The sequence below is a fragment of the Ralstonia sp. RRA genome, assembly GCF_037023145.1.
Taxonomy (GTDB): Bacteria; Pseudomonadota; Gammaproteobacteria; order Burkholderiales; family Burkholderiaceae; genus Ralstonia.
This window is the reverse complement of record NZ_CP146092.1, coordinates 1,007,944-1,027,643: the sequence shown is the minus strand read 5'-3', so window position 1 is coordinate 1,027,643 and position 19,700 is coordinate 1,007,944. Positions and strand designations below refer to the sequence as shown.

Below are 19,700 nucleotides of genomic sequence, written 5' to 3'. Positions count from 1 at the left end.
AATAGGGATTTCAGGAAGTCATCATGGCAACACGCGGACGCCCCCGCACCTTTGATCGCGACACCGCCCTGCGCCAGGCCATGACCGTGTTCTGGGCGCGCGGCTACGAAGGCACCACGCTCGACGACCTCAAGGCAGCAATGGGTGGCATCACTGCGCCAAGCTTTTATGCCGCGTTCGGCTCAAAGGAAGCACTCTTCCGCGAGGCAGTCGCGCTCTACCGGCAGACGGCGGGCAGCACCACCGCCATTGCGCTGACCGAACCTGCCACCGCCCGCGAATCGATCGACGCGCTCCTGCGCAGCAACGCCCTCGCCTTCAGCCAACCGGACGCGCCGCGCGGCTGCATGGTCGTGCTCGGCGCGCTGCTGTGCTCCGCGCCCAACCAGCAGGTGCAGGAAGACATGCGCGCGATCCGGCTGGAGACCATCGACGCCATCCGCGCCCGCATCCGCCGCGGCATCGACGAGGGCGATGTGCCCGCCACCACCAACGCCGATGCGCTGGGCGGCTACTACGCCACGGTGCTCAACGGCCTGTCGATCCAGGCGCGCGATGGCGCCCCGCGTGATGCACTGCTCGCCACCGTCGATTGCGCGATGGCGGCATGGGACGCGATGGCCGGCGCCCGCTAAACTGCAAGCATCACACTCACAAAATCACAAGATTTCTCGGGGAAGAGTCATGGCACGCAATCGCACCCTGTGGCGCACGCTTGCGGCGGCGCTCTGCCTGTTGTCGGGCATCGGCACCGCCACGGCGCAAGACGTATCACCGCAAACCGCAAGTGCCTGCCCGCCGCCTGCGTCTGACTCCATCCCCAAAGACGGCTGGGCCGCCGCCGCCCAGCGCGCCACCGACCATGGCCTGCTCTGGCGCATCGAAAAGGACGGCCGCACATCGTGGCTGTACGGCACGATCCACGTTGCGCGCGCCGACTGGATGCTGCCTGGGCCCACCGTTCGCGATGCGCTCAAGCAAAGCGATGCCGTTGCACTTGAGCTCAACCTGCTCGACAAGGAAGGCAGCCGCAAGGCATTCGCTGCGCGCACGACCAAGGACGATGTCCGCCTGACAAGCGGCCGCCGCGGCGAGCGCCTCGACAAGCTCATCGCTGCCGCGTGCCTGCCCGATGCCGCGCTCACGCAGATCCGCAAGTTCCAGCCGATCATGCAACTCGCCTCATTGTCAGCACTGGGGCTGCGCGCTGACGGGCTCTACCCCGATTTCGGCATCGACCTGTTCCTGACCACCTACGCCAACAGCGTCCACCTGACCATCGTGCCGCTGGAAACCCTGGCCGACCAACTGCGTGTGCTGGACGAGATCGTGCCGAAGAATGAAATGGTGCAGCAGTTCGACACGGAGCTCGACGCCATTGAATCAGGCGAGGCGCGCACGCAAACCCTCACGCTCGCCAACGCCTGGGCCGATAGCGACCTCAGCACGCTGGAGCGCTATCCGCAGTGGTGCGATTGCCTGAAGACGCCATCGGACAAGCGCGCCTTCAAGCGCCTGGTGACCAACCGCAACCGCGCCATGGCCGACAACATTGCCCGCGTGCATGCGCGTGGCCAACGTGTGTTTGGCGCCGTGGGCGCGCTGCATATGATCGGGTCGCAGGGGTTGCCGGCCCTCATGGCGGCACGCGGGTTTACGGTCACGCAAGTGCTGCCGCCGGCAGCTTCGCACTAACCTGCGCTGGGCGTTAGCGCTTCTCTGGTGGGGTCGCCCCGACGGCGGCCGCCAATTGCGCATGCGCGGCCAAGTCGGCCGGCCGATGCTTGACCGTGGCACTGGCTGGATGGTTGCCAAGAAAATTGCCGTTCTTCCAGTTCTGGGATGGACGGATTGGCCGCGCGGTAAAACCACCACCGCAGTTCGGGCACACGTTGCCGAGCACACCATCCGCACAGGCCACGCAGAACGTGCACTCGAACGAGCAGATGCGGGCGTTGGTGGCGTCGGGTGGCAGCGCGGTGTTGCAGTGTTCGCAGGTGGGCCGGAGTTCAAGCATGGGGTCCCCAATCGTGTTGTTGTTGGATAAGACCGCAACAATACCGAGAAACCACCGCGCCCGCGCATGCCACAATCGGCACCCTCACCTGATTGCCCCGGCACCGACTCATACTCGTGGACTTCCTCCGCATCGCCCTCCTGTTTGCCGTGACCGCCCTGGCGGAAATCGTCGGCTGCTACCTGCCGTGGCTCGTGCTGCGTCAGGGCAGGCCCATCTGGCTGCTGCTGCCGGCAGCGGCGTCGCTCGCGCTGTTTGCCTGGCTGCTGACACTGCACCCAACGGCGGCCGGGCGCACGTATGCGGCGTACGGCGGTATGTACATCGCTGTGGCGCTGGTGTGGTTGCGCTGGGTGGATGGCATTCCCCTCACGCGGTGGGACATCGGCGGCGCGGCCATCGCGCTGATCGGCATGGCGGTGATTGCGCTGCAACCGCAGGCAACTTGATCGATTGCGCGCGATATTTACGCTTTCCTGACCAAAACGGAACGCTAAGCCACGACTATCATCGGAAGGAGGATCATTGCTGTCGGCAACCGCGCAGTCAGTCACTGCGGCCGATTGCCGTCAATTCAGTCCTTTTTGTCGATGGAGGGCCTCCATGCCTGCCGCAATCCTTAAACACCTTGTCGTGGCATCGGCGTTGATGTCCGCAGCCATGACCGCTTCTGCGCTCACGACGTCGTCCACCACCTTCTCCGATCAGGAGCTTCAGGCGATGCTTGCGCAAAGCCGGCCGGTGCAATCCGACCAGACTGCCGAGCCGACCTCAAAGCCGAGGCTGCGCATCGGCCTGTCCGATTCGAGCACAGAACTCGTGCTGCCATGGTTTCTTGCTGAACTCGTCAACGCCGTGAACCAGCGCACCTCACCTCAGGATCTGGCAAAAAACCTGCGCGACGGAATCTGACTGCCCCGCCTCAATGGCCGGGAAAGAAAACCTCTCGCACAAAGGCCTGCACGTCTTTACGGGACTTCTGGTACGCGGCCTCGTTGCGTCCCACATGCGCGCCCAGCGACATGCACCCAGCGAAGAAATCCCGGAGCTTGGCGGGTTCAATGACTTCGCCAGTGCGTTCGGCGGTTACCGTCCATGTATCGATGTCCCACCGCACAACACCGCATGACGTTGCCTTCGTAGCCCGGCCCAGGTAAGCCAGCGCAACTGTGCTGTCCCACCCGTGCCGAGCGCTGTCATAGCGGATCGTCCGCACGGGCACACCGGCATCTGCGTAGCGCTTGGCCAGTTGTTCGCACGGCTCAGGCATCACGTAGTCGTCATCTGCCCCCACCAGATTGAGCATGGGCGCGCGGCTCAATTCAGGCGACCAGTACACCTGGCTGCACGCCGCATACACCGGAATGTGCAGCGCAAACTTGAGGTCGCTCTTGATCACGGCGCGCCGCAGCGGCTCTTCTTCCGTCTGAAAGGCCACCGTACCGCCACGCGAGAACCCCATGATGCCGATACGCGCTGGGTCGATGCGCGGGTGGGTCGCCAGCAGTTGCAGCGCCTGGTAGGCATCGACCATGTCGGCCGAGTGGGGCACGCGCGTCTGGTCTTCCACGGTGCGTTTCACGCCGCGCGGTTCGAAGATGTAGATGACAAAGGTGGCGACGCCGACCTCGTTGAGTGCCTGCACCCATTGCGCCATGGCGGGTTCCACACCACTGCTGCCGTGCACGAGCACGATGGCGGGCACCTTGGCGGCATCCGTCTTGGGCAACGACAAGTCTCCCCAGATTTTCTGCTCAGGCCAATTCTGCCGACGCTCGCGCGCCAGATCGAACATGGTCTTGGGGGTGAAGCTGTTGAACTCGATCCGACCTTGGGTGTCCGGTTGCAGCGCCTGTGCCACCGCCATGGGCGACAGCACGACAGCAGCCAGCCATATCAGACATGAAACCCATCGGTTGAAGTGCGATGCATGACCCGCTTCGTATCGCATGACACATCCCCTTGCGCAGATGATGGTTGATGTCCCGTAGAACCATCTTAGGGAGAACCTCTGGCACCGCAATACCATGTGCCACCGGGTACATGCCGGCGGTCGTCTTGCCGGCTGTACGCCCATACAACGACTTCATCCAGTGCTACCTGACGGTGAACAGCCGCAGCAGATCGCCGATCTATCTGTACGGCGAGTCGTACGGCACTCCGCGCACCAACATGCTGGCGCTGGCGCTGGAATCGGCGGGCGTGCACCACACCGGCATCGTGCAGCAATCGTCCATCCTGAATTACTTTGCGGATGCGGTTGAAACCACCGCCATCGAAAACTCGAGCGCAGGGTTGAAGCTCGCGACCACCGGCGACCAACTGCAGCAGGAGGCCCAGCAGCGCATTGTGAAACGGCTGAGTGCAAACGCGGCGCTGAGCAAGGGTGGTTCGATCACCAAAGCGCAAGCCCAAGCCAGCGGTCTGGGCTATGTGGCAAAGCACTTTGACCAGATCGACACCGCGCAATCAGGCCAAGCCTCGATCAGTGATGTGCAGCGGTACGTGCAACAACGCCACTAAGCAGGTCTGACGCACGCAAGCGGGTCTTGCCGTGCGCAAACACGGTGGTGTCGCGCCCGTTGCAAGGGTGTGACATCACCGTTCTCGCTTTTGATCGACGGATAGCACAGTGCTGTATATTTATACAGTTATTTTCTGTGACGCCCCCGCCGTGCTTTCCGCTTCTCCCAACCCTGACACCGCCAATGACCCGGTCACCCCGGGTTACCTGGCCCAACTGAACGACCAGCAGCGCCAGGCGGTCGAGTTCGGCATTTCCGGGGCGGATGCGGCTGAGACCGGGCCGCTGCTCGTGCTGGCCGGCGCCGGATCGGGTAAGACACACACGCTGGGCTGGCGCGTCGCACACCTGGTCGCCAACGGGGCGGATCCGCAACGCATCCTGCTGCTGACGTTCTCGCGCCGGGCTGCGAGCGAGTTGTCCAATCGCGCCGGCCATCTGCTGGCGCGCGCCATGCAAGGCGAACGCACCAACAGCATCCTCAATGCTGCCGGCACGTCGTACCAGACCACCCTGCCCTGGGCCGGCACGTTCCACGGCATCGGCGCGCGCCTGCTGCGCGAATACGCCGAGCGCGTCGGCCTCGCCCCCGATTTCACCATCCACGACCGCAGCGATTCTGCCGATCTGCTCAACGTCGTACGCCACGAGCTGAACCTGTCGACCAAGGAGCGCCGCTTCCCGCTCAAGCAGACCTGCCTGGCCATATACTCGCGCGCCATCAATGCGGAGAGCCCACTCAACGCCGTGCTCAAGCACCACTTTCCGTGGTGCGCGATGTGGGAAACACCGCTGCGCACACTGTTCGACGCCTACGTGGAAGCCAAACAGGCGCAGCACGTGCTCGACTACGACGACCTGCTGCTGTACTGGCACGCGATGGTATCCGATGCCGAACTGGCCGCCGAGATCGGCGCGCGCTTCGACCACATCCTCGTCGACGAATACCAGGACACCAACCGGCTGCAGTCATCCATCCTGCGTGCGCTGCGCCCGGACGGCCGTGGCGTGACGGTGGTGGGCGACGATGCGCAGTCGATCTACGCATTTCGCGCGGCGACGGTGCGCAACATCCTCGACTTCCCGCGCCATTTCACCCGGCCGGCGCATACGGTGCTGCTGGAGCGCAATTACCGCTCGACACAACCGATTCTCGATGCGTCGAATGGCGTGATGCGCTTCGCCACGGAGCGCTTTGCCAAGACGCTGTGGACAGACCGCGCATCCACACATCGCCCGCGGCTAATCTCGGTGCGCGATGAAGCCGAGCAGGCGCGCTGCGTGGCCGAGCAGGTGCTGCATCAGCGTGAAGGCGGGCTCGCATTGAAATCGCAAGCGGTGCTGTTCCGCACGGCCAGCCACAGTGCGCCGCTGGAGATCGAACTCACCCGCCGCAACATCCCCTTCGTGAAATACGGCGGGCTGAAATTTCTCGAAGCGTCGCACGTGAAGGATGTGCTCTCGGTGCTGCGCTGGGCCGAGAACCCGCGCAACCGCATCGCCGGGTTTCGCGTGATCCAGTTGCTGCCGGGCGCAGGCCCCGCCACTGCCGCACGCGTGCTCGACGCCATGGCCGAAGCGGTGGACCCGATTGCAGCGCTGCTCGCGTACGAGCCCCCCGCCCGCCTGGCCGGTGACTGGACCGCGTTGATGGCGCTCATGCAACAGCTGCGCGCACCGAAAGACAGCCTGGAATGGGCGAGCGAACTCGAAGCCGTGGGCACCTGGTACACGCCGCACATGGAACGCCTGCACGACGATGCCGCCGTACGCCAGGGCGATCTGGACCAGCTCGCCCGCATGGCCGCCACCTACGCCACGCGCGAGCGCTTCCTGACGGAGATGACGCTCGACCCACCCGAGCTGACCAGCGATGAATCCGGCGCCCCATATCGCGATGAGGATTACCTGATCCTCTCCACCATTCACTCGTCAAAGGGCCAGGAGTGGAAGGCGGTGTACGTGCTCAACGCCGTGGATGGCTGCATGCCTGCCGACCTGGGCGCCGGTTCGCACGAGGAATTGGAAGAAGAGCGCCGCCTGCTCTACGTGGCCATGACGCGTGCGCGCGAGCACCTGGACATCCTGGTGCCGCAGCGCTTCTATGTCACGCAGCAGACGCCCAATGGCGACCGGCACATCTATGCGTCGCGCACGCGCTTCATTCCGCCTGCGCTGCTGCCGTTGTTCGAGGCCTGTGCCTGGCCGCCGCCCGAACCCGGTGCGGACCCAGCAGCCGAAGCCCGCGCCGCCGCCAAAGTCGATCTCACCAAGAAGATGCGCGGCTACTGGCAGAAGTGATCACTCGACGTCCACCTCAGCCCGCTTGAGCACCTGCGCGGGCTCTGCGTGCGAAAGCTGCGCGAAGATCCACGCCGCCGCCGCGGTCATGAAGCCGACGCAGACGAAGGTCTTGTGGAAGGCCGCCAGCGTATCGCGCCCTTCCGGCCCGACGGTAAAGTCGGTAAAGCCCGTGAGCAACGCGCCGGCCGCGGCCACCCCCAGGCTCATTGACAACATCATCACCATGGAGAGCATGCTGTTGCCCGAGCTGGCATGCGGCCCACTCAGGTCTTTGAGCGTGAGCGTGTTCATGGCAGTGAACTGCATCGAGTTGAACGTGCCGAACAGCGCCAACTGCACGATGCGCAGCCACACTGGTACATCGGGCGTCATCACCGCAAAACTGGCCATCGTCAGGCCCACCATGAGCGTGTTGGTGAACAGCATGCGGCGATAGCCAAAACGCTTGATGGCCCAGGTGCCCAACGGTTTGGCCGCCATGCCGGCCGCGGCCACCGGCACCATCATCAAGCCGGCCTGCAGCGGTGAGTAGCCCAGGCTCACCTGCAACAGCAGCGGGATCAGGAACGGCATCCCACCGGTACCGATCCGCGCGAACAGGTTGCCGAGAATGCCGATCGAAAAACTCGGAATTGCAAACAGCGAGCGCGGAAACAGCGGCCCCGCCTTACCCTCAACCGTGCGCCCCGCATGCAGCCAGTACGCGGTGAGCGCCGCCAGCCCGAAGATCAGCAGCACCAACACCGTCGCGTGCTGAAAGCCCAATCCCGATAGCCCGTCGAGCGAGAACGACACCGCCGCCATGCCAAACGCGAGCATGGCGTAGCCAGTCCAGTCGAAACGGCTCTCATCGTCTGCGCGCACATCGGGCATGACCTTGAGCGTGACGAGCGCACCAGCCAGGCCCACCGGAATGTTGATCAGGAAGATCCAGTGCCACGACACCGCCTCCACCAGCCAGCCACCCAGCGTGGGGCCGATCAGCGGGCCGATCAGCCCCGGAATGGTGACGAAGCTCATGGCCGGCAGAAACTGCTCGCGCGGCACCACGCGCAACACCGTCAGCCGCCCGACCGGCATCAGCAATGCACCGCCCACGCCCTGCACCACGCGCGAGGCAATCAGCATGTTCAGGCTGCGCGACTCCGCGCACAGCAGCGAGCCGATGGTGAACAGGAAGATGGCCGCAAAGAACATGCGCCGCGTGCCGAAGCGGTCAGCCAGCCAGCCCGAGGCGGGCATCAGCATGGCGGTCGTCAGCGTGTAGGCAATGATGACCGACTGCATCTTCAGCGGGCTTTCCGACAGGCTGCGCGCCATGGCCGGCAATGCCGTATTGACGATGGTGGAATCCAGCGTCTGCATGAAGAGACCAACCGCCACCAGCCAGAGCAAGGGTTGGAGGGACTTGTCGACGGAAACGGAGGTGGACATGGCAGGCAGGGGCAGCAGACTTCGTACGGCGCCGAATTGCACGACGAGGCGACATTGTGGCGTGTACGGCGCTGGTCCGCAAACCACGCAATGTGCCGGTCACCCTACAGCAAACGCGGGCACTAGGAGCAAACCCGCCGCCTATACTGGTGGGCGTTCGTCCCAGTCACCCTCGTGCAGACCTGCCATGACCACCCGTACCGAACGCGACACCTTTGGCCCCATTGAAGTCCCCGCCAATCATCTGTGGGGCGCGCAGACGCAGCGCTCGCTGCAGAACTTCGACATTGCGGGCGACCGCATGCCGCGCGAACTGATCGACGCGCTGGCTCGCATCAAGCGCGCAAGTGCCGCCGTCAACCACCGATTGGGGCTGCTGCCGGCCGAGAAGGCCAACGCCATCATCGCTGCGGCGGATGAAGTCATCGCGGGCAAGCACCCGAACGAATTCCCGCTGGTGGTCTGGCAGACCGGCTCCGGCACGCAGAGCAACATGAACATGAACGAGGTGCTCGCCAACCGCGCCAGCGAACTGCTGGGCGGCGAGCGCGGCGAGGGCCGCCTCGTGCACCCGAACGACGACGTCAACCGCAGCCAGTCGTCCAACGACGTGTTCCCGACGGCAATGCACGTGGCGGCTGTTACCGCCATCACACGGCACCTGATTCCGTCGCTGCGCACGCTGCGCGAAACGCTTGCCAAAAAGGCGGCGGACTTCGACGACATCATCAAGATCGGTCGCACGCACCTGCAGGACGCCACGCCGCTCACGCTCGGCCAGGAGTTCTCCGGCTATGTCGCACAACTGCAGCACAACGAAACGCACCTGAACGCGGCGCTGCCGCACCTGTGCGAGCTGGCGCTGGGCGGCACGGCAGTGGGCACCGGCCTGAACGCGCCGGCCGGCTACGCCGAACAGGTGGCTGCCGAGCTGGCTAACCTGACCGGCCTGCCCTTCGTCACCTCGCCCAACAAGTTCGAAACCATGGCCTCCGCCGATGGCCTAGTGCATGCGCACGGCACGCTGAAGACGCTGGCCGCCAGCCTCACCAAGATCGCCAACGACATCCGCTGGCTGGCGAGCGGCCCGCGCAGCGGCCTGGGCGAAATCTCCATCCCCGAGAACGAGCCGGGCTCGTCCATCATGCCCGGCAAGGTCAACCCCACGCAGAGCGAAGCCGTGACGATGCTGTGCGCGCAGGTGTTCGGCAACGATGTCGCGGTCAACATTGGCGGCGCATCCGGCAATTTCGAACTGAACGTGTTCCGCCCGATGATTGCCTACAACTTCCTGCACAGCACACGCCTGTTGGCCGACGGCATGCGCAGCTTCAACGACCACTGCGCCGTGGGCATCGAGCCCAACCGTGCCCGCATCGACGAACTTGTGCAGCGCTCGCTGATGCTGGTGACGGCGCTCAACCCGCACATCGGCTACGACAAATCCGCGCAGATCGCCAAGAAAGCGCACAAGGAAGGCACGAGCCTGCGTGAAGCGGCACTGGCGCTCGGCTATGTCACGCCCGAGCAGTTTGATGCGTGGGTGCGACCAGAGAATATGGTCGGCCGGTAAGCCGCGGGCAGCCCCGAGCCCTGCGCCAGAAGCATCAGCGCGGGTTCGGGAAGCGGATGCGGAATTCGGTGTACTCGTGTTCGACCGACTTGCACGAAATGCTGGCGCCCCAACCACGCAGCACCTTTCGGCAGAACATCAGGCCGATGCCCGTACCGCGATGCGCCGGGTAGGAGAAGAACGGCTCGAACATCCGCTTGAGCACGGTCGACGAGATGCCCGACCCCGTATCGCGCACCACGATCTCGAAGGCGCGTGGCAGCCGTTCATAGGCAATGTAAAGGTCACCCTTGCCCACGCGCTGGATCGCCTCCAGCGCGTTCTTGGTCAGGTTGGTGATGATGTGCTCGAACAGGCTTGCGTTGCCAAGCACCCGCACACCGATGCTCGGTGCAATCGACACTAGTTCCCGCGTACCAGGCTCAAACGGAAAGGCCGCGATGGCGGAACAGATCGCCTCGTGCGGATCAAACCAGTTGATGCTGACGGTCTGCGGATCCTTTGAATTGGCGACCAGCAGCTCGATGCTGTTGTTGGCACGCACGACATCGGTACGCATGCGTTCGACCGCATGCTGTACTGCCGGCAGGTCTGGGTGATCGGCCGATACCAGCTTGGGCAAGCGGTCCTGAATGCCGCGCGCTGTCAGGGCTAGGCTGGCCAGCGGCGTGCGCAACTCATGGGCCACTGTGCCCAACGCCAGCGCCACGCCGCGCTGTTTCTGCTCAGCCAGGATCTGGCGGTCCAGCTTGATGACGACGAGCACGGCCATGACAAACGCCACCACCGGCACCTGCTCCAGCAGCGCATGCCACGGAAACGCCGCCACTGCGTTGCCTGCCAGCAAGAACAGCCCCGTCGCAGCCACGGCACCACTGATAAGCGAAATCAGTGCAAACGCCGTGCTGAAGTGGAACAGGATGACGACGGCAATGACCACCGACTCCGCCCACACCATCGTCCCGGCGTTCTCGAGATAGAAGAAGATGAACGCGAAAGGCAACCCGGCCGTGATGGCAAACAGGGCATAGGCCGGCAGCCACTTGTATTGCGACAGCCGGTTGGCAAACAGCAGCGGGATGAACAGCAGCGTGCAGATGGCGCGCAGCCAGACGTTCTCATACGGCTGCGGAAAAACGACCGACCAGATCACGAAGTACAACGGGTGGCCGAGCACCCCCAGCGCACCCACGAAGCGGATGCGGCGCAGCCGCGCCGCGCTCTCTTCGTCAAGCAATGCCGCGCTCGTCAACGAGGCAGCGAGGTACTGCCAGACGCTGGCCGGCCAGCGACCCGGATTGTCTGCGGGGACTCCACCCACTGTGTTCGTCATGCGTTCGCCAAACATGCATTGAGTTGAACGGCGGCTGCAGGTCTTCGCATCCGGCGCGTGGACGCCCAATCGTCCAGCCCCACCCGATCACGAATCTCTGCCAGAACACCAAGCAGCCGCCCGATCTCTGCGGGCGTGAGCTTGGCATGCAGCGTCAGGCGCACCAACGCCCGGTTTCTGGGCGTAGCCGGCGCACAGAATACCGCACCAAAGATGCCGTGGGCCTGCAATGCATCGCGCAGCACCTTGACCTGCGGCTCGGGCCCCGCCTCCAGCCCGATGATCTGCTCGGTGCCGTCACTGATGTTGTAGCCCAGCGCGGCGATACCTGCGCGCACGGAGCGGGTGATGGCATGCAGACTTTCGCGACGAGCCTCCGCCGCGCCAATGAAATCCGCTGCGGCCTCGAACCAGGCCAATTCGTGCCGCAGCAACCCCGAACTGAAAATGGCCGGGCGAGCCTCCACGGCAAAGAAATCCTTGAACAAGCCACTGCAGGCGACAAACCCCGCACGGCCGGCAAACGTCTTGGCCAATGACGCCGTGCGAAAGTGCACACGGCGCTCCAGCCCCAGTTGCACTACCAGCCCCGCCCCGCCTGGCCCGTGCGTCCCAAGTGAATGGGATTCGTCCACGACGATGACCGAGCCGCTGGCCTCGGCCGCCACCACCAGCGCCGTCAACGGCGCCACGCTGCCGGTCGTGCTGTAGACGGAATCCACCACGATGATGCCGGGGCCGGTCCGCTCCAGTTGCCGGTTCAGATGGTCCACATCGTTATGGCGAAATGGCACCGGCACCGCGCCGGCTGCCGTAATACCCTCCCACAGCGAGGCATGCGCCGCCATATCGATATAGACAGGCACGGCTGGTCCCGCAATGCACTGGATCAACCCGACATTCGCGGCCCAGCCGGATTGAGCGATCAAGCCGGCCTCGGCGCGCATCATGGCAGCCAGTCGGGCTTCCACCCGGCTCTGCGGGGTATCGCCGTGCTGGAACACGGCCGACATGAGCAGTTCGTGCTCATGCCCAAGCAGCGCACGCGCCTGTGCGCGCACCAATTCCCGCTCGCCGAGCAGGCATAGGTAGTCGTTGCTGTTCAGGAACAGGGCATCGGGCCCTGGCGTGCGGCCGTGGAGCAGGTGGTCTCCGCCCCAGAGCTTGCCCATGCGATCGTCATAGTGACGCCGCATGCGAACAGCGATCCAGTCCGGCAGCGCCGGCGCGGCAGGAGAAGGTGTGGGGAGTAATGCAGAAGAGACGTGCGTTGGCAGCGTGGTCATGGAGGCCTCGTCGGGTTGGTAATGGAAGGACCAAACACCGATGGCCTTGCATCGACCACCGGGATGCAATCCGAACAACCATCATGGCACGTCAATGCGTACGCATTTCCCCCCACGACGAGGTGCCTGCCGGCGCCAGTTCAAGGCGACGGCGGCCAAGCCCACTGCCTGCTTGAAGCGTGGGCCGAAAACGATATTGGATTAAACCGAATGCTTTAGGCGGATGCGCTACCGCGCTGCGCGACACGCACGTCGACACGCTCCGGTGCCAGCGCACGCTCAAACACGGCACGCGCGCCATGCGTCGTGCCGGTGCCGCACATGAAGGCATCAATGGCGGCAAACCCGTGCTCGGGCCACGTGTGGATCGACAGGTGTGATTCCGCCAGCAGCAGGACACCGGTCACCCCGCCCTGTTCACCGGCAGGCGCGCCCACACGCAGCGAATCGAAGCGATGGAGATGCGCATGAAGAATGGTGGCGCCCAGCGCGGCGGCGGCCTCGCGCAGCGCGGCCTCCAGTGCCTGGGCATCGCGCAGCAGCGCAGGCGCCACGCCATACAGATCGAGCAGCAGATGCTCGCCCACTGCAGCAGAGGTTGCTGCGGCGTGCGGCGTCGCGTCCGTGCGCGTCACTTGTGGCCCCCGCTGAAGCCACCGCCGTAACCGCTGCCGCCCGACGACGAGCCCCCCCAGTACGAAGACCCGCTGGTGCTGCCGCCATACGACGGCGTGCGCGGGGCGGCAAAGCCAGCTTTCCAGTCCATGACCGTTGCGCCGATCACCACACACACGGCATACAACACGAACCAGCCTTTCATTCCCCGCCCCCGACCTTGGCGACCAGCCATGCCGGCACGATCAGCATCAGCGCTGCAAAGAACGTGATCACAAACACCGAGCCCGGCGCCATGAAGAACGGCACCAGATTCAGCAAGCCGAGCAGTACGCAGGACACCACGGCCACCGTCATGTAACCCGAGGCCGAAACGTCCTTGACCGGTTCGGCGACCACCTTGCCGAACCATGCCTTGATCTGCGCGGTGCTGACAGGGGTGCTCCGGGACCAGCTCAATTCATGCGCATCGCTCTCTGCGGCAAGGCTTTCCTGGCCGGCCGTGTATTCGACCACGCGGGTCTGGTCACCGGCCTGCACGCGCCAATTGAAGGCGCCGGCAGCGTAGGTCACGCGTGCGGTGTAGTCCTCGTCGCGGGTGTACTGCGTGTTGCCGAGCGTCGCCTTGCGGCCGTCGGTCTGCGTGGGCCAGCGGTCGAGCACGTTGGCGCGGAACCAGCCGTCGTCGGTTTCGACCATCCACGTGAAGCCACGCTTGGGGGTGTATAGCAGGTATTCGAACCACTCGCCGCCGCCGTCGACCACCGTGCGGCGCATCACGCCGATCACCTGCCATTGCTGGCCGTCGATGAGCGCCTTGTCGCCAAGCTCCAGCGTGGTGGCGACCTGCGGCACAGAGCGGGCGCGGGCAATAATCTCGCCGCGCGGCGTGGCGGCATCGATGGCCGCGCCACAGCCGGGGCACAGCACATGCCCGGTCACGCCGGGGCTGAACGGGATCGACGTGCCGCATTGCGGGCAGTCGAGGTTGGTGAGCTTGCGGGGGACGCGGCCAGCGGTTTCCTTGATCTCGGCGTCGGTGCGCAGGAGCTGGCACTTGAGCGCTTCGAGTGTGGTGGCCTCGCCCAGGTAGAGCGTGGGCGCGGTGCCGTCGGAGTAGTCGAGCGTGATGAAGGCGTCTTCGCGGCGGCCATCGGCCACACGCGCGTGCCAACCCTCGCCCACACGGAAGGGCAGTTCACCCTGGCCACCGGTGCAGTCCGCCTCGCGCACATCGGACAGCGTGAACTGCTTGCCGTCAGCATCGTAGAGCTGGCCAGGGCGCAACGTTTCGAACGCCACGGCGTTGTGCGGCACGCCACGCGAGAAGGTCATGGTGACTTGGCCTGAAGCCTCGGCCAGCCAGCCATCGGTGCCGTCGTCGAACAGCACGTACCACTCGTTCCAGAAGCCCGCGTCGTAGCGCAACTGGATGCGACCCACGACGGTGAAGGCCTTGTTCTTGTAGCGCCCGGTGGTGCCGATCTGCACGCGTGCGTAGTCCTCCAGCACGGCAGACATCTTGCCGATGTCGGACAGCATTTCGCCGTCGCGCAGCAGTGTGCTCTTACAGAAGCTGCACACCGTCATCACGGCAGCGGCGGACTTCAGTTCCACCGGCGCGCCACACGCCGGGCAGTTGGCATGAAACATGGTCGGGTCGTTCGATTGCACAGCAAAACGGGCGGCTAGCTGCGCCGCCCGGTCATTCGATCAGCAAGGCTGCGCTCAGCCCCCGGTCAGTGCCTTGAGCACGGCGGCCTTGCCTGCATCGAAATCAGCCTGGGTGATGAGGCCCTTGTCGAGCAGATCCTTGAGCTTGGTCAGGCGTGCGGTCGGGTCGTCGGCAGCCGGAGCGACCGGTGCGGCGGCAGCCGGTTGTGCAGCAGCGGGGGTAGCCGATCCGGCACCGCCCTGCACAGCGGTGCGCAGGCTCTCGGCCATCGTCTGGCCCATTGCCAGGCCTGCCGCCAGACCCGCGCCCGTGCCAGCGATGCCACCTTCGTTCTGCGCAGCCAGCGGCAGCGATTCCGCCGCCTGATACTGCGTGAAGCGCCCCATGTCGCCGGTCATGTCCATGCTGATGCGGCGATCCATCGCGGCCTGCAGTTCGTCCGGCAGCGTGACGCTGGAGACCTGGAAGCTGTCGAGCGCCAGGCCGTACTGCGTGAACTGCGGCGCCAGGGTCTCGCGCACCTTGTTCGACATCAGCGTCTGGTTGGCGGCCAAGTCCAGGAACGGCACACCGGATTCGCCAAACGCCGTGGCCATGGCACCCATGATGACGGGGCCAAGCTGGGCCTCGACTTCATCGACGGTATAGATGTCGCGCGTGCCGCTCACCTGCTGGTAGAACAGCTTCGGATCAGCCACGTGGTACGCATACACGCCAAAGGCGCGCAGGCGGATCATGCCGAAATCCTTGTCGCGCACCGTCACCGGCTGCGGCGTGCCCCAGCGGCGGCCGAGCTGCTGGCGCGTGCTGAAGTAGTAGACGTCCGACTTGAAGGGAGACTCGAACAGCTTGTCCCAGTTCTTCAGGTAGGTCAGGACGGGCAGCGTCTGCGTGGTCAGCTTGAAGGTGCCGGCGCCGAAGACGTCGGCGATCTGGCCTTCGTTGACGAACATCGCCATCTGCGAGTCGCGCACGACCAGAGCGCCGCCGTTCTGGATTTCCATGTCCTGCATGGGGTAGCGCCAGGCGAGCACGCCGTCTTCGCTCTCCGTCCACTGCAGGATGTCAATAAACTGCTTTTTGATAAAGCTGGACAGGCTCACAGGAAACTCCTTCGCGATGATTCGCGGTGCAGGAACAATCAGGACAGGCAGGCAGCGTTGATCACACCAACGGCCAGCGCACTCACGCCGAACAGCATACCGGCGGCGGTGTTGTTGTGCTCGATCTGCAGGCGGTAGTCGGGCATCAGGCGCGTGAGCACCACGAAGACGACCAGTTGCACGACAGACGCCATCACCGACCAGAACAGGAACGGCAGCAGGCCATCGGCGTGCGCGATGCTCGATGCGATGGTCAGCACGAAACCGAGCAGCGCGCCGGCCAGCGACAGCGCTGCGGAAACGTTGCCTTCACGGATCAGCTTGAACTCGTCGTACGGCGTCAGGCGCAGGTAGACGAAGAAGAAACCGGCAAACACCACAGCACCCGCCAGCAGGTGCGAGGCATAGGCGATCACGGAAGCGGTCATATCGGGCATGGGCAGAAGGCAAACAGCCTGGGCAGTGCGCAAGTGGCGCCACTATAGCGGCTGATCCGTCGCTTGCGTACCCCCCGATGTTGCCGTGCACCAGCCGGCTCGCCGTGGCAGGAAAAAGGCGGCACAATCGCGCTCGCATTTGCGCCAGCCGTTTGTTAACGCACGTTCATTTTCCTCCCGCCTCCGCATGTCGACGCCGCAGCCTGACGCCACCTACGAACCTACGCAACCGGCCGGCCGCGGCAACGCCTTGCTGGTCCTCGCCGTGTTCGTGGTCGCCTCATGCGGGCTGGCTTACGAACTGATTGCCGGGGCATTGGCTTCGTACCTGCTGGGCGATTCGATCCTGCAGTTCTCCTCCATCATCGGCGCCTACCTGTTTGCGATGGGCATCGGCTCGTGGCTCTCGCGCTACGTGGCAGACGATGCGTTGCTCGCCCGCTTTGTCGATCTGGAACTGCTGGTGGGATTGTTCGGCGGCGTGTCGGCGGCGGCGCTGTTTGTCTTGTTTGCGGTGGAATCGGCACCGTTCCGGTTGGTGCTGTACGCGCTGGTGACGGTGATCGGCGTGCTGGTCGGCATGGAGATTCCGCTGGTGATGCGCATGCTGCATCGCCGGCAGGCCAAGTTCTCGGATCTGGTCAGCCGTGTGCTGACGTTCGATTACCTGGGCGCGCTGGCCGTATCGCTGCTGTTTCCGCTGGTGCTGGCGCCGCGCCTGGGGCTGGTGCGTACGGGCTTCCTGTTCGGGCTGCTCAATACGGCGATTGCGGTCTGGACGCTCTGGCACTTTCGCGCGGAGCTGGCACTATCGGCCCGCATGCGTATGGCGATGGCATGGCGCGCGGGCGCGGTGGCCGTCGCGCTGCTGGCGGGCTTTGCGGCATCGGACAGGCTCACGCACTGGTCTGAACGCGCGCTATTTGGCGACGAGATCATCCACGCGATTTCCTCGCCCTATCAGCGGCTGGTGGTGACGCGCTGGAAGGATGATCTGCGCCTCTACATCAACGGCAACCTGCAGTTCTCCTCACGTGACGAATACCGCTATCACGAGGCGCTGGTGTTGCCCGCGCTGGAATCCGTGCGCGGCGCGCGGCGCGTGCTGGTTCTGGGCGGCGGTGATGGCCTGGCGCTGCGGCAGATCCTGAAGTACCCGCAAGTCGAGCACGTCACCCTGGTCGATCTGGACCCGCGCATGACGAACCTGTTCTCGCATGCGGAGGCGCTGGTTGCGCTCAACGAGCATGCGTTCAGCGATCCGCGCGTGACGGTGGTCAATGCGGACGCTGGACAATGGCTGCAGACCGCCACCGACATGTTCGACGTGGCCATCGTCGATTTTCCGGACCCGTCCAACTTCAGCATCGGCAAGCTGTATTCGGTGCCGTTCTACCGGCTGCTGTCGCGGCACGTGGCGGATACGGGCTTAGTCGTCATTCAGGCCACTTCGCCCTACTTCGCGCCACGCTCGTACTGGTGCGTGGATGCGACCCTGAAGGAAGCCGGCTACCGCACGTGGCCGTATCACGCGCTGGTGCCGTCGTTTGGCGAATGGGGCTTCATCCTCGCCGCGCCGGGCCGGGCGGATTTCCAGCCGCCCACGTCGTACCGCGTGCCGACGCGCTTCCTGGACGCCGACACCACACACCAGATGTTCAGCTTCGCACCCGACATGCCGCGCCCGCAGGTGGAGCCCAACCGGCTGAACAACCAGTCGCTGGTGCGGTACTTTGAAGAAGACTGGCACGGCGTGCTGCGCTGATGGCGACGCGACGCAGTTTCCTGATCGGCGCCGCTGCGGCAGGTGTGGCAGCGGCTGGTGCCGCCTCGTGGGCCGGCTTTCGCGCGCTGACTGAGATCACGCCCAACGTGCGTATGCCTGGCCAGGCCGCCGGCCACCAGTTGCGCGACCTCAAGGCATTGCCTGCCCCGTCGGAGACACGCCGCGTTGGCGTTGTCATCTGCGGCAGCGGCATCGGCGGATTGAGCTGCGCCTGGCGCTTGGCGAAAAGCGGCCGGCGCGACGTGGTGGTCGTGGAAGGCCCGGAGCGCTACGGCAATGCCGCTGGCGGTGCATTCGGCACGCAACGCTTCCCGACCGGCGCGCATTACCTGCCGCTGCCGTCGATGGAATCGACGCACGTGCGCGAGATGCTGTCGGACTTCGGCGTGATCGAACGCAATCCGTTTGCGCTGCGTCCGACTTACGACGAACGCGTGCTCGTGCATGCCCCCGACGAACGCCTGTGGCTGGGCAACCGCTGGCAAGACGGCTTCGTGCCGCACGAGGGCATTACCGAAGCCGAGCGCGCCGAGCACACCCGCTTCTTCGCGCAGATCGACCGCCTGCGTCAAACCACCGGCAACGACGGCCGCCGTATCTTCGCCGTGCCGACCGCGCTCTCCTCCGCCGACCCGGCCTGGCGTGCGCTCGATACGCTCACCTTTCGCGACTGGCTGCACCGCGAGGGCTACCAGGCCGCCACGCTGCACTGGTATGCCGACTACTGTTGCCGCGACGACTACGGCGCCACGGCGGATCACGTGTCCGCCTGGGCCGGCATCGCTTACTTTGCCAGCCGTGGCGGCATGGCCAGCAATGCGGAACAGGGCACCGTGCTCACCTGGCCGGAAGGGCTGGACTGGATGGCCGAACGCCTGTTCGAGGCCGCCGGCCTGAACGAGGCCGGCCGCCTGCTTACGGGCAGCGCCGCACGCATCGGCAAGACCAACGAAGGCGGTGCACGCGTCTATGCCGACGTGCTGCAAGCCGACGGCCACGTGGTGCGCCTACTGGCCGACCACGTGGTGAACGCAATGCCACTGCATGTTGCCAAGCACGTCGTCGAAGGCTTTGATGTGCCGGCCACCGAGCTGCCCGAAGCCGCACCGTGGCTGCTTGCCAATCTGCTGATCGAAGGCTTTCCGCCCGAGTACGACGACACGCCGCTCGCGTGGGACAACGTGGTCTATCGGGGCACGGGGCTGGGCTATGTGGTGGCCAACCACCAGGACATTCGCGTGGGGCCGCCCGCGCAGAGCGTGTTCACGGCCTACGTGGCGCTGTCAGACATGACGCCCAAGGCGGCGCGCGAGTGGATGCTGAACGCATCGCCGCAGGCATTGCTCGATCGCGCGTTGGCTGATCTAGATACGGTGTACGGCATCCGCCTGCGCACGCAGATCCGCCGGGCCGACCTGACACTACGCGGGCATGCCATGGCGATTCCCACGCCGGGCTTTCTCTCGCGGCCGGGCATTGCGCGCCTGCGCGAGAACACCGGGCCGATCCACTATGCGCATGCGGACCTGTCCGGCTATTCCGTGTTTGAAGAAGCGGCGTGGTGGGGCGATCAGGCGGCGCGGGCCATACTGGCCGCCTGATGAAGCGTTAGC

General features: G+C 65.0%; 19 protein-coding genes. 9 read left to right on the top strand and 10 right to left on the bottom strand.

Annotated features, from left to right (window positions below; genetic code table 11):
• Nucleotides 1-23 precede the first annotated feature (23 nt).
• Both V6657_RS22775 and V6657_RS22770 read left to right on the top strand, forming a co-directional pair.
• Entirely contained in the window at nucleotides 24-635 is a 612-nt protein-coding gene (locus V6657_RS22775; protein ID WP_048935775.1) for a TetR/AcrR family transcriptional regulator, read from the top strand.
• 49 nt (nucleotides 636-684) lie between these two features.
• Nucleotides 685-1,695, top strand: coding sequence for a TraB/GumN family protein (locus V6657_RS22770; RefSeq protein ID WP_048935774.1), 1,011 nt, complete (start codon nucleotides 685-687; stop codon nucleotides 1,693-1,695).
• A gap of 13 nt (nucleotides 1,696-1,708) precedes the next feature.
• On the opposite strand, the gene V6657_RS22765 is transcribed toward V6657_RS22770, so the two are convergent.
• Nucleotides 1,709-2,017, bottom strand: coding sequence for a DUF1272 domain-containing protein (locus V6657_RS22765; protein ID WP_048935773.1), 309 nt, complete (start codon nucleotides 2,015-2,017; stop codon nucleotides 1,709-1,711).
• Between the two features lie 116 nt (nucleotides 2,018-2,133).
• Here V6657_RS22765 and V6657_RS22760 point away from each other — a divergent pair, with 116 nt between their 5' ends.
• A complete protein-coding gene (locus V6657_RS22760) occupies nucleotides 2,134-2,466 on the top strand; it encodes a YnfA family protein (protein WP_048935772.1) in 333 nt (110 codons plus the stop codon).
• Nucleotides 2,467-2,620: 154 nt separating this feature from the next.
• Nucleotides 2,621-2,929, top strand: coding sequence for a hypothetical protein (locus V6657_RS22755; RefSeq protein ID WP_048935771.1), 309 nt, complete (start codon nucleotides 2,621-2,623; stop codon nucleotides 2,927-2,929).
• 10 nt (nucleotides 2,930-2,939) lie between these two features.
• On the opposite strand, the gene V6657_RS22750 is transcribed toward V6657_RS22755, so the two are convergent.
• The gene (locus V6657_RS22750) at nucleotides 2,940-3,968 is read right to left on the bottom strand and encodes a dienelactone hydrolase family protein (protein WP_048935770.1); all 1,029 of its coding nucleotides are present in this window, start codon (nucleotides 3,966-3,968) and stop codon (nucleotides 2,940-2,942) included.
• Nucleotides 3,969-4,060: 92 nt separating this feature from the next.
• Between V6657_RS22750 and V6657_RS22745 the strand changes: the two genes are divergently transcribed.
• A complete protein-coding gene (locus V6657_RS22745) occupies nucleotides 4,061-4,540 on the top strand; it encodes a hypothetical protein (RefSeq protein ID WP_048935769.1) in 480 nt (159 codons plus the stop codon).
• Nucleotides 4,541-4,691: 151 nt separating this feature from the next.
• Entirely contained in the window at nucleotides 4,692-6,842 is a 2,151-nt protein-coding gene (locus tag V6657_RS22740) for an ATP-dependent helicase (protein WP_048935768.1), read from the top strand.
• On the opposite strand, the gene mdtD is transcribed toward V6657_RS22740, so the two are convergent.
• Nucleotides 6,843-8,279: a multidrug transporter subunit MdtD gene (mdtD, locus tag V6657_RS22735; RefSeq protein ID WP_048935767.1), complete on the bottom strand. Its 1,437-nt coding sequence runs from the start codon at nucleotides 8,277-8,279 to the stop codon at nucleotides 6,843-6,845.
• A 187-nt stretch (nucleotides 8,280-8,466) separates the two neighbouring features.
• On the opposite strand from mdtD, the gene fumC reads away from it, so the two are divergent.
• Nucleotides 8,467-9,852: a class II fumarate hydratase gene (gene fumC / locus V6657_RS22730; protein WP_048935766.1), complete on the top strand. Its 1,386-nt coding sequence runs from the start codon at nucleotides 8,467-8,469 to the stop codon at nucleotides 9,850-9,852.
• A 34-nt stretch (nucleotides 9,853-9,886) separates the two neighbouring features.
• Here fumC and V6657_RS22725 read toward each other — a convergent pair whose 3' ends face one another.
• The 7 genes from V6657_RS22725 to V6657_RS22695 all read right to left on the bottom strand — a co-directional run bounded on the left by V6657_RS22725 (nucleotide 9,887) and on the right by V6657_RS22695 (nucleotide 16,301).
• Complete coding sequence (locus V6657_RS22725; protein WP_048935938.1) at nucleotides 9,887-11,185, bottom strand: HAMP domain-containing sensor histidine kinase; 1,299 nt, start codon at nucleotides 11,183-11,185, stop codon at nucleotides 9,887-9,889.
• The gene (cqsA, locus tag V6657_RS22720; RefSeq protein WP_048935765.1) at nucleotides 11,182-12,471 is read right to left on the bottom strand and encodes an alpha-hydroxyketone-type quorum-sensing autoinducer synthase; all 1,290 of its coding nucleotides are present in this window, start codon (nucleotides 12,469-12,471) and stop codon (nucleotides 11,182-11,184) included. Before cqsA ends, V6657_RS22725 begins: the two co-directional genes overlap by 4 nt.
• A 215-nt stretch (nucleotides 12,472-12,686) precedes the next feature.
• On the bottom strand, nucleotides 12,687-13,106 hold the full coding sequence (speD, locus tag V6657_RS22715) for an adenosylmethionine decarboxylase (protein WP_048935764.1): 420 nt from the start codon (nucleotides 13,104-13,106) through the stop codon (nucleotides 12,687-12,689).
• Nucleotides 13,103-13,291, bottom strand: coding sequence for a hypothetical protein (locus V6657_RS22710; RefSeq protein WP_048935763.1), 189 nt, complete (start codon nucleotides 13,289-13,291; stop codon nucleotides 13,103-13,105). The genes speD and V6657_RS22710 overlap by 4 nt, the downstream gene beginning before the upstream one ends.
• Nucleotides 13,288-14,739 (bottom strand): DUF4178 domain-containing protein, encoded by a 1,452-nt coding sequence (locus V6657_RS22705; RefSeq protein WP_048935937.1) that lies wholly within the window; start codon nucleotides 14,737-14,739, stop codon nucleotides 13,288-13,290. The genes V6657_RS22710 and V6657_RS22705 overlap by 4 nt, the downstream gene beginning before the upstream one ends.
• Nucleotides 14,740-14,814: 75 nt before the next feature.
• Complete coding sequence (locus tag V6657_RS22700) at nucleotides 14,815-15,864, bottom strand: SPFH domain-containing protein (protein ID WP_048935762.1); 1,050 nt, start codon at nucleotides 15,862-15,864, stop codon at nucleotides 14,815-14,817.
• Nucleotides 15,865-15,902: 38 nt separating this feature from the next.
• Nucleotides 15,903-16,301, bottom strand: a complete 399-nt coding sequence (locus tag V6657_RS22695) for a DUF350 domain-containing protein (RefSeq protein WP_048935761.1) — start codon at nucleotides 16,299-16,301, stop codon at nucleotides 15,903-15,905.
• Nucleotides 16,302-16,488: 187 nt separating this feature from the next.
• Here V6657_RS22695 and V6657_RS22690 point away from each other — a divergent pair, with 187 nt between their 5' ends.
• Both V6657_RS22690 and V6657_RS22685 read left to right on the top strand, forming a co-directional pair.
• Nucleotides 16,489-18,066: a polyamine aminopropyltransferase gene (locus V6657_RS22690; RefSeq protein WP_048935760.1), complete on the top strand. Its 1,578-nt coding sequence runs from the start codon at nucleotides 16,489-16,491 to the stop codon at nucleotides 18,064-18,066.
• On the top strand, nucleotides 18,066-19,688 hold the full coding sequence (locus tag V6657_RS22685; RefSeq protein ID WP_048935759.1) for an NAD(P)/FAD-dependent oxidoreductase: 1,623 nt from the start codon (nucleotides 18,066-18,068) through the stop codon (nucleotides 19,686-19,688). The genes V6657_RS22690 and V6657_RS22685 overlap by 1 nt, the downstream gene beginning before the upstream one ends.
• Nucleotides 19,689-19,700 lie beyond the last annotated feature (12 nt).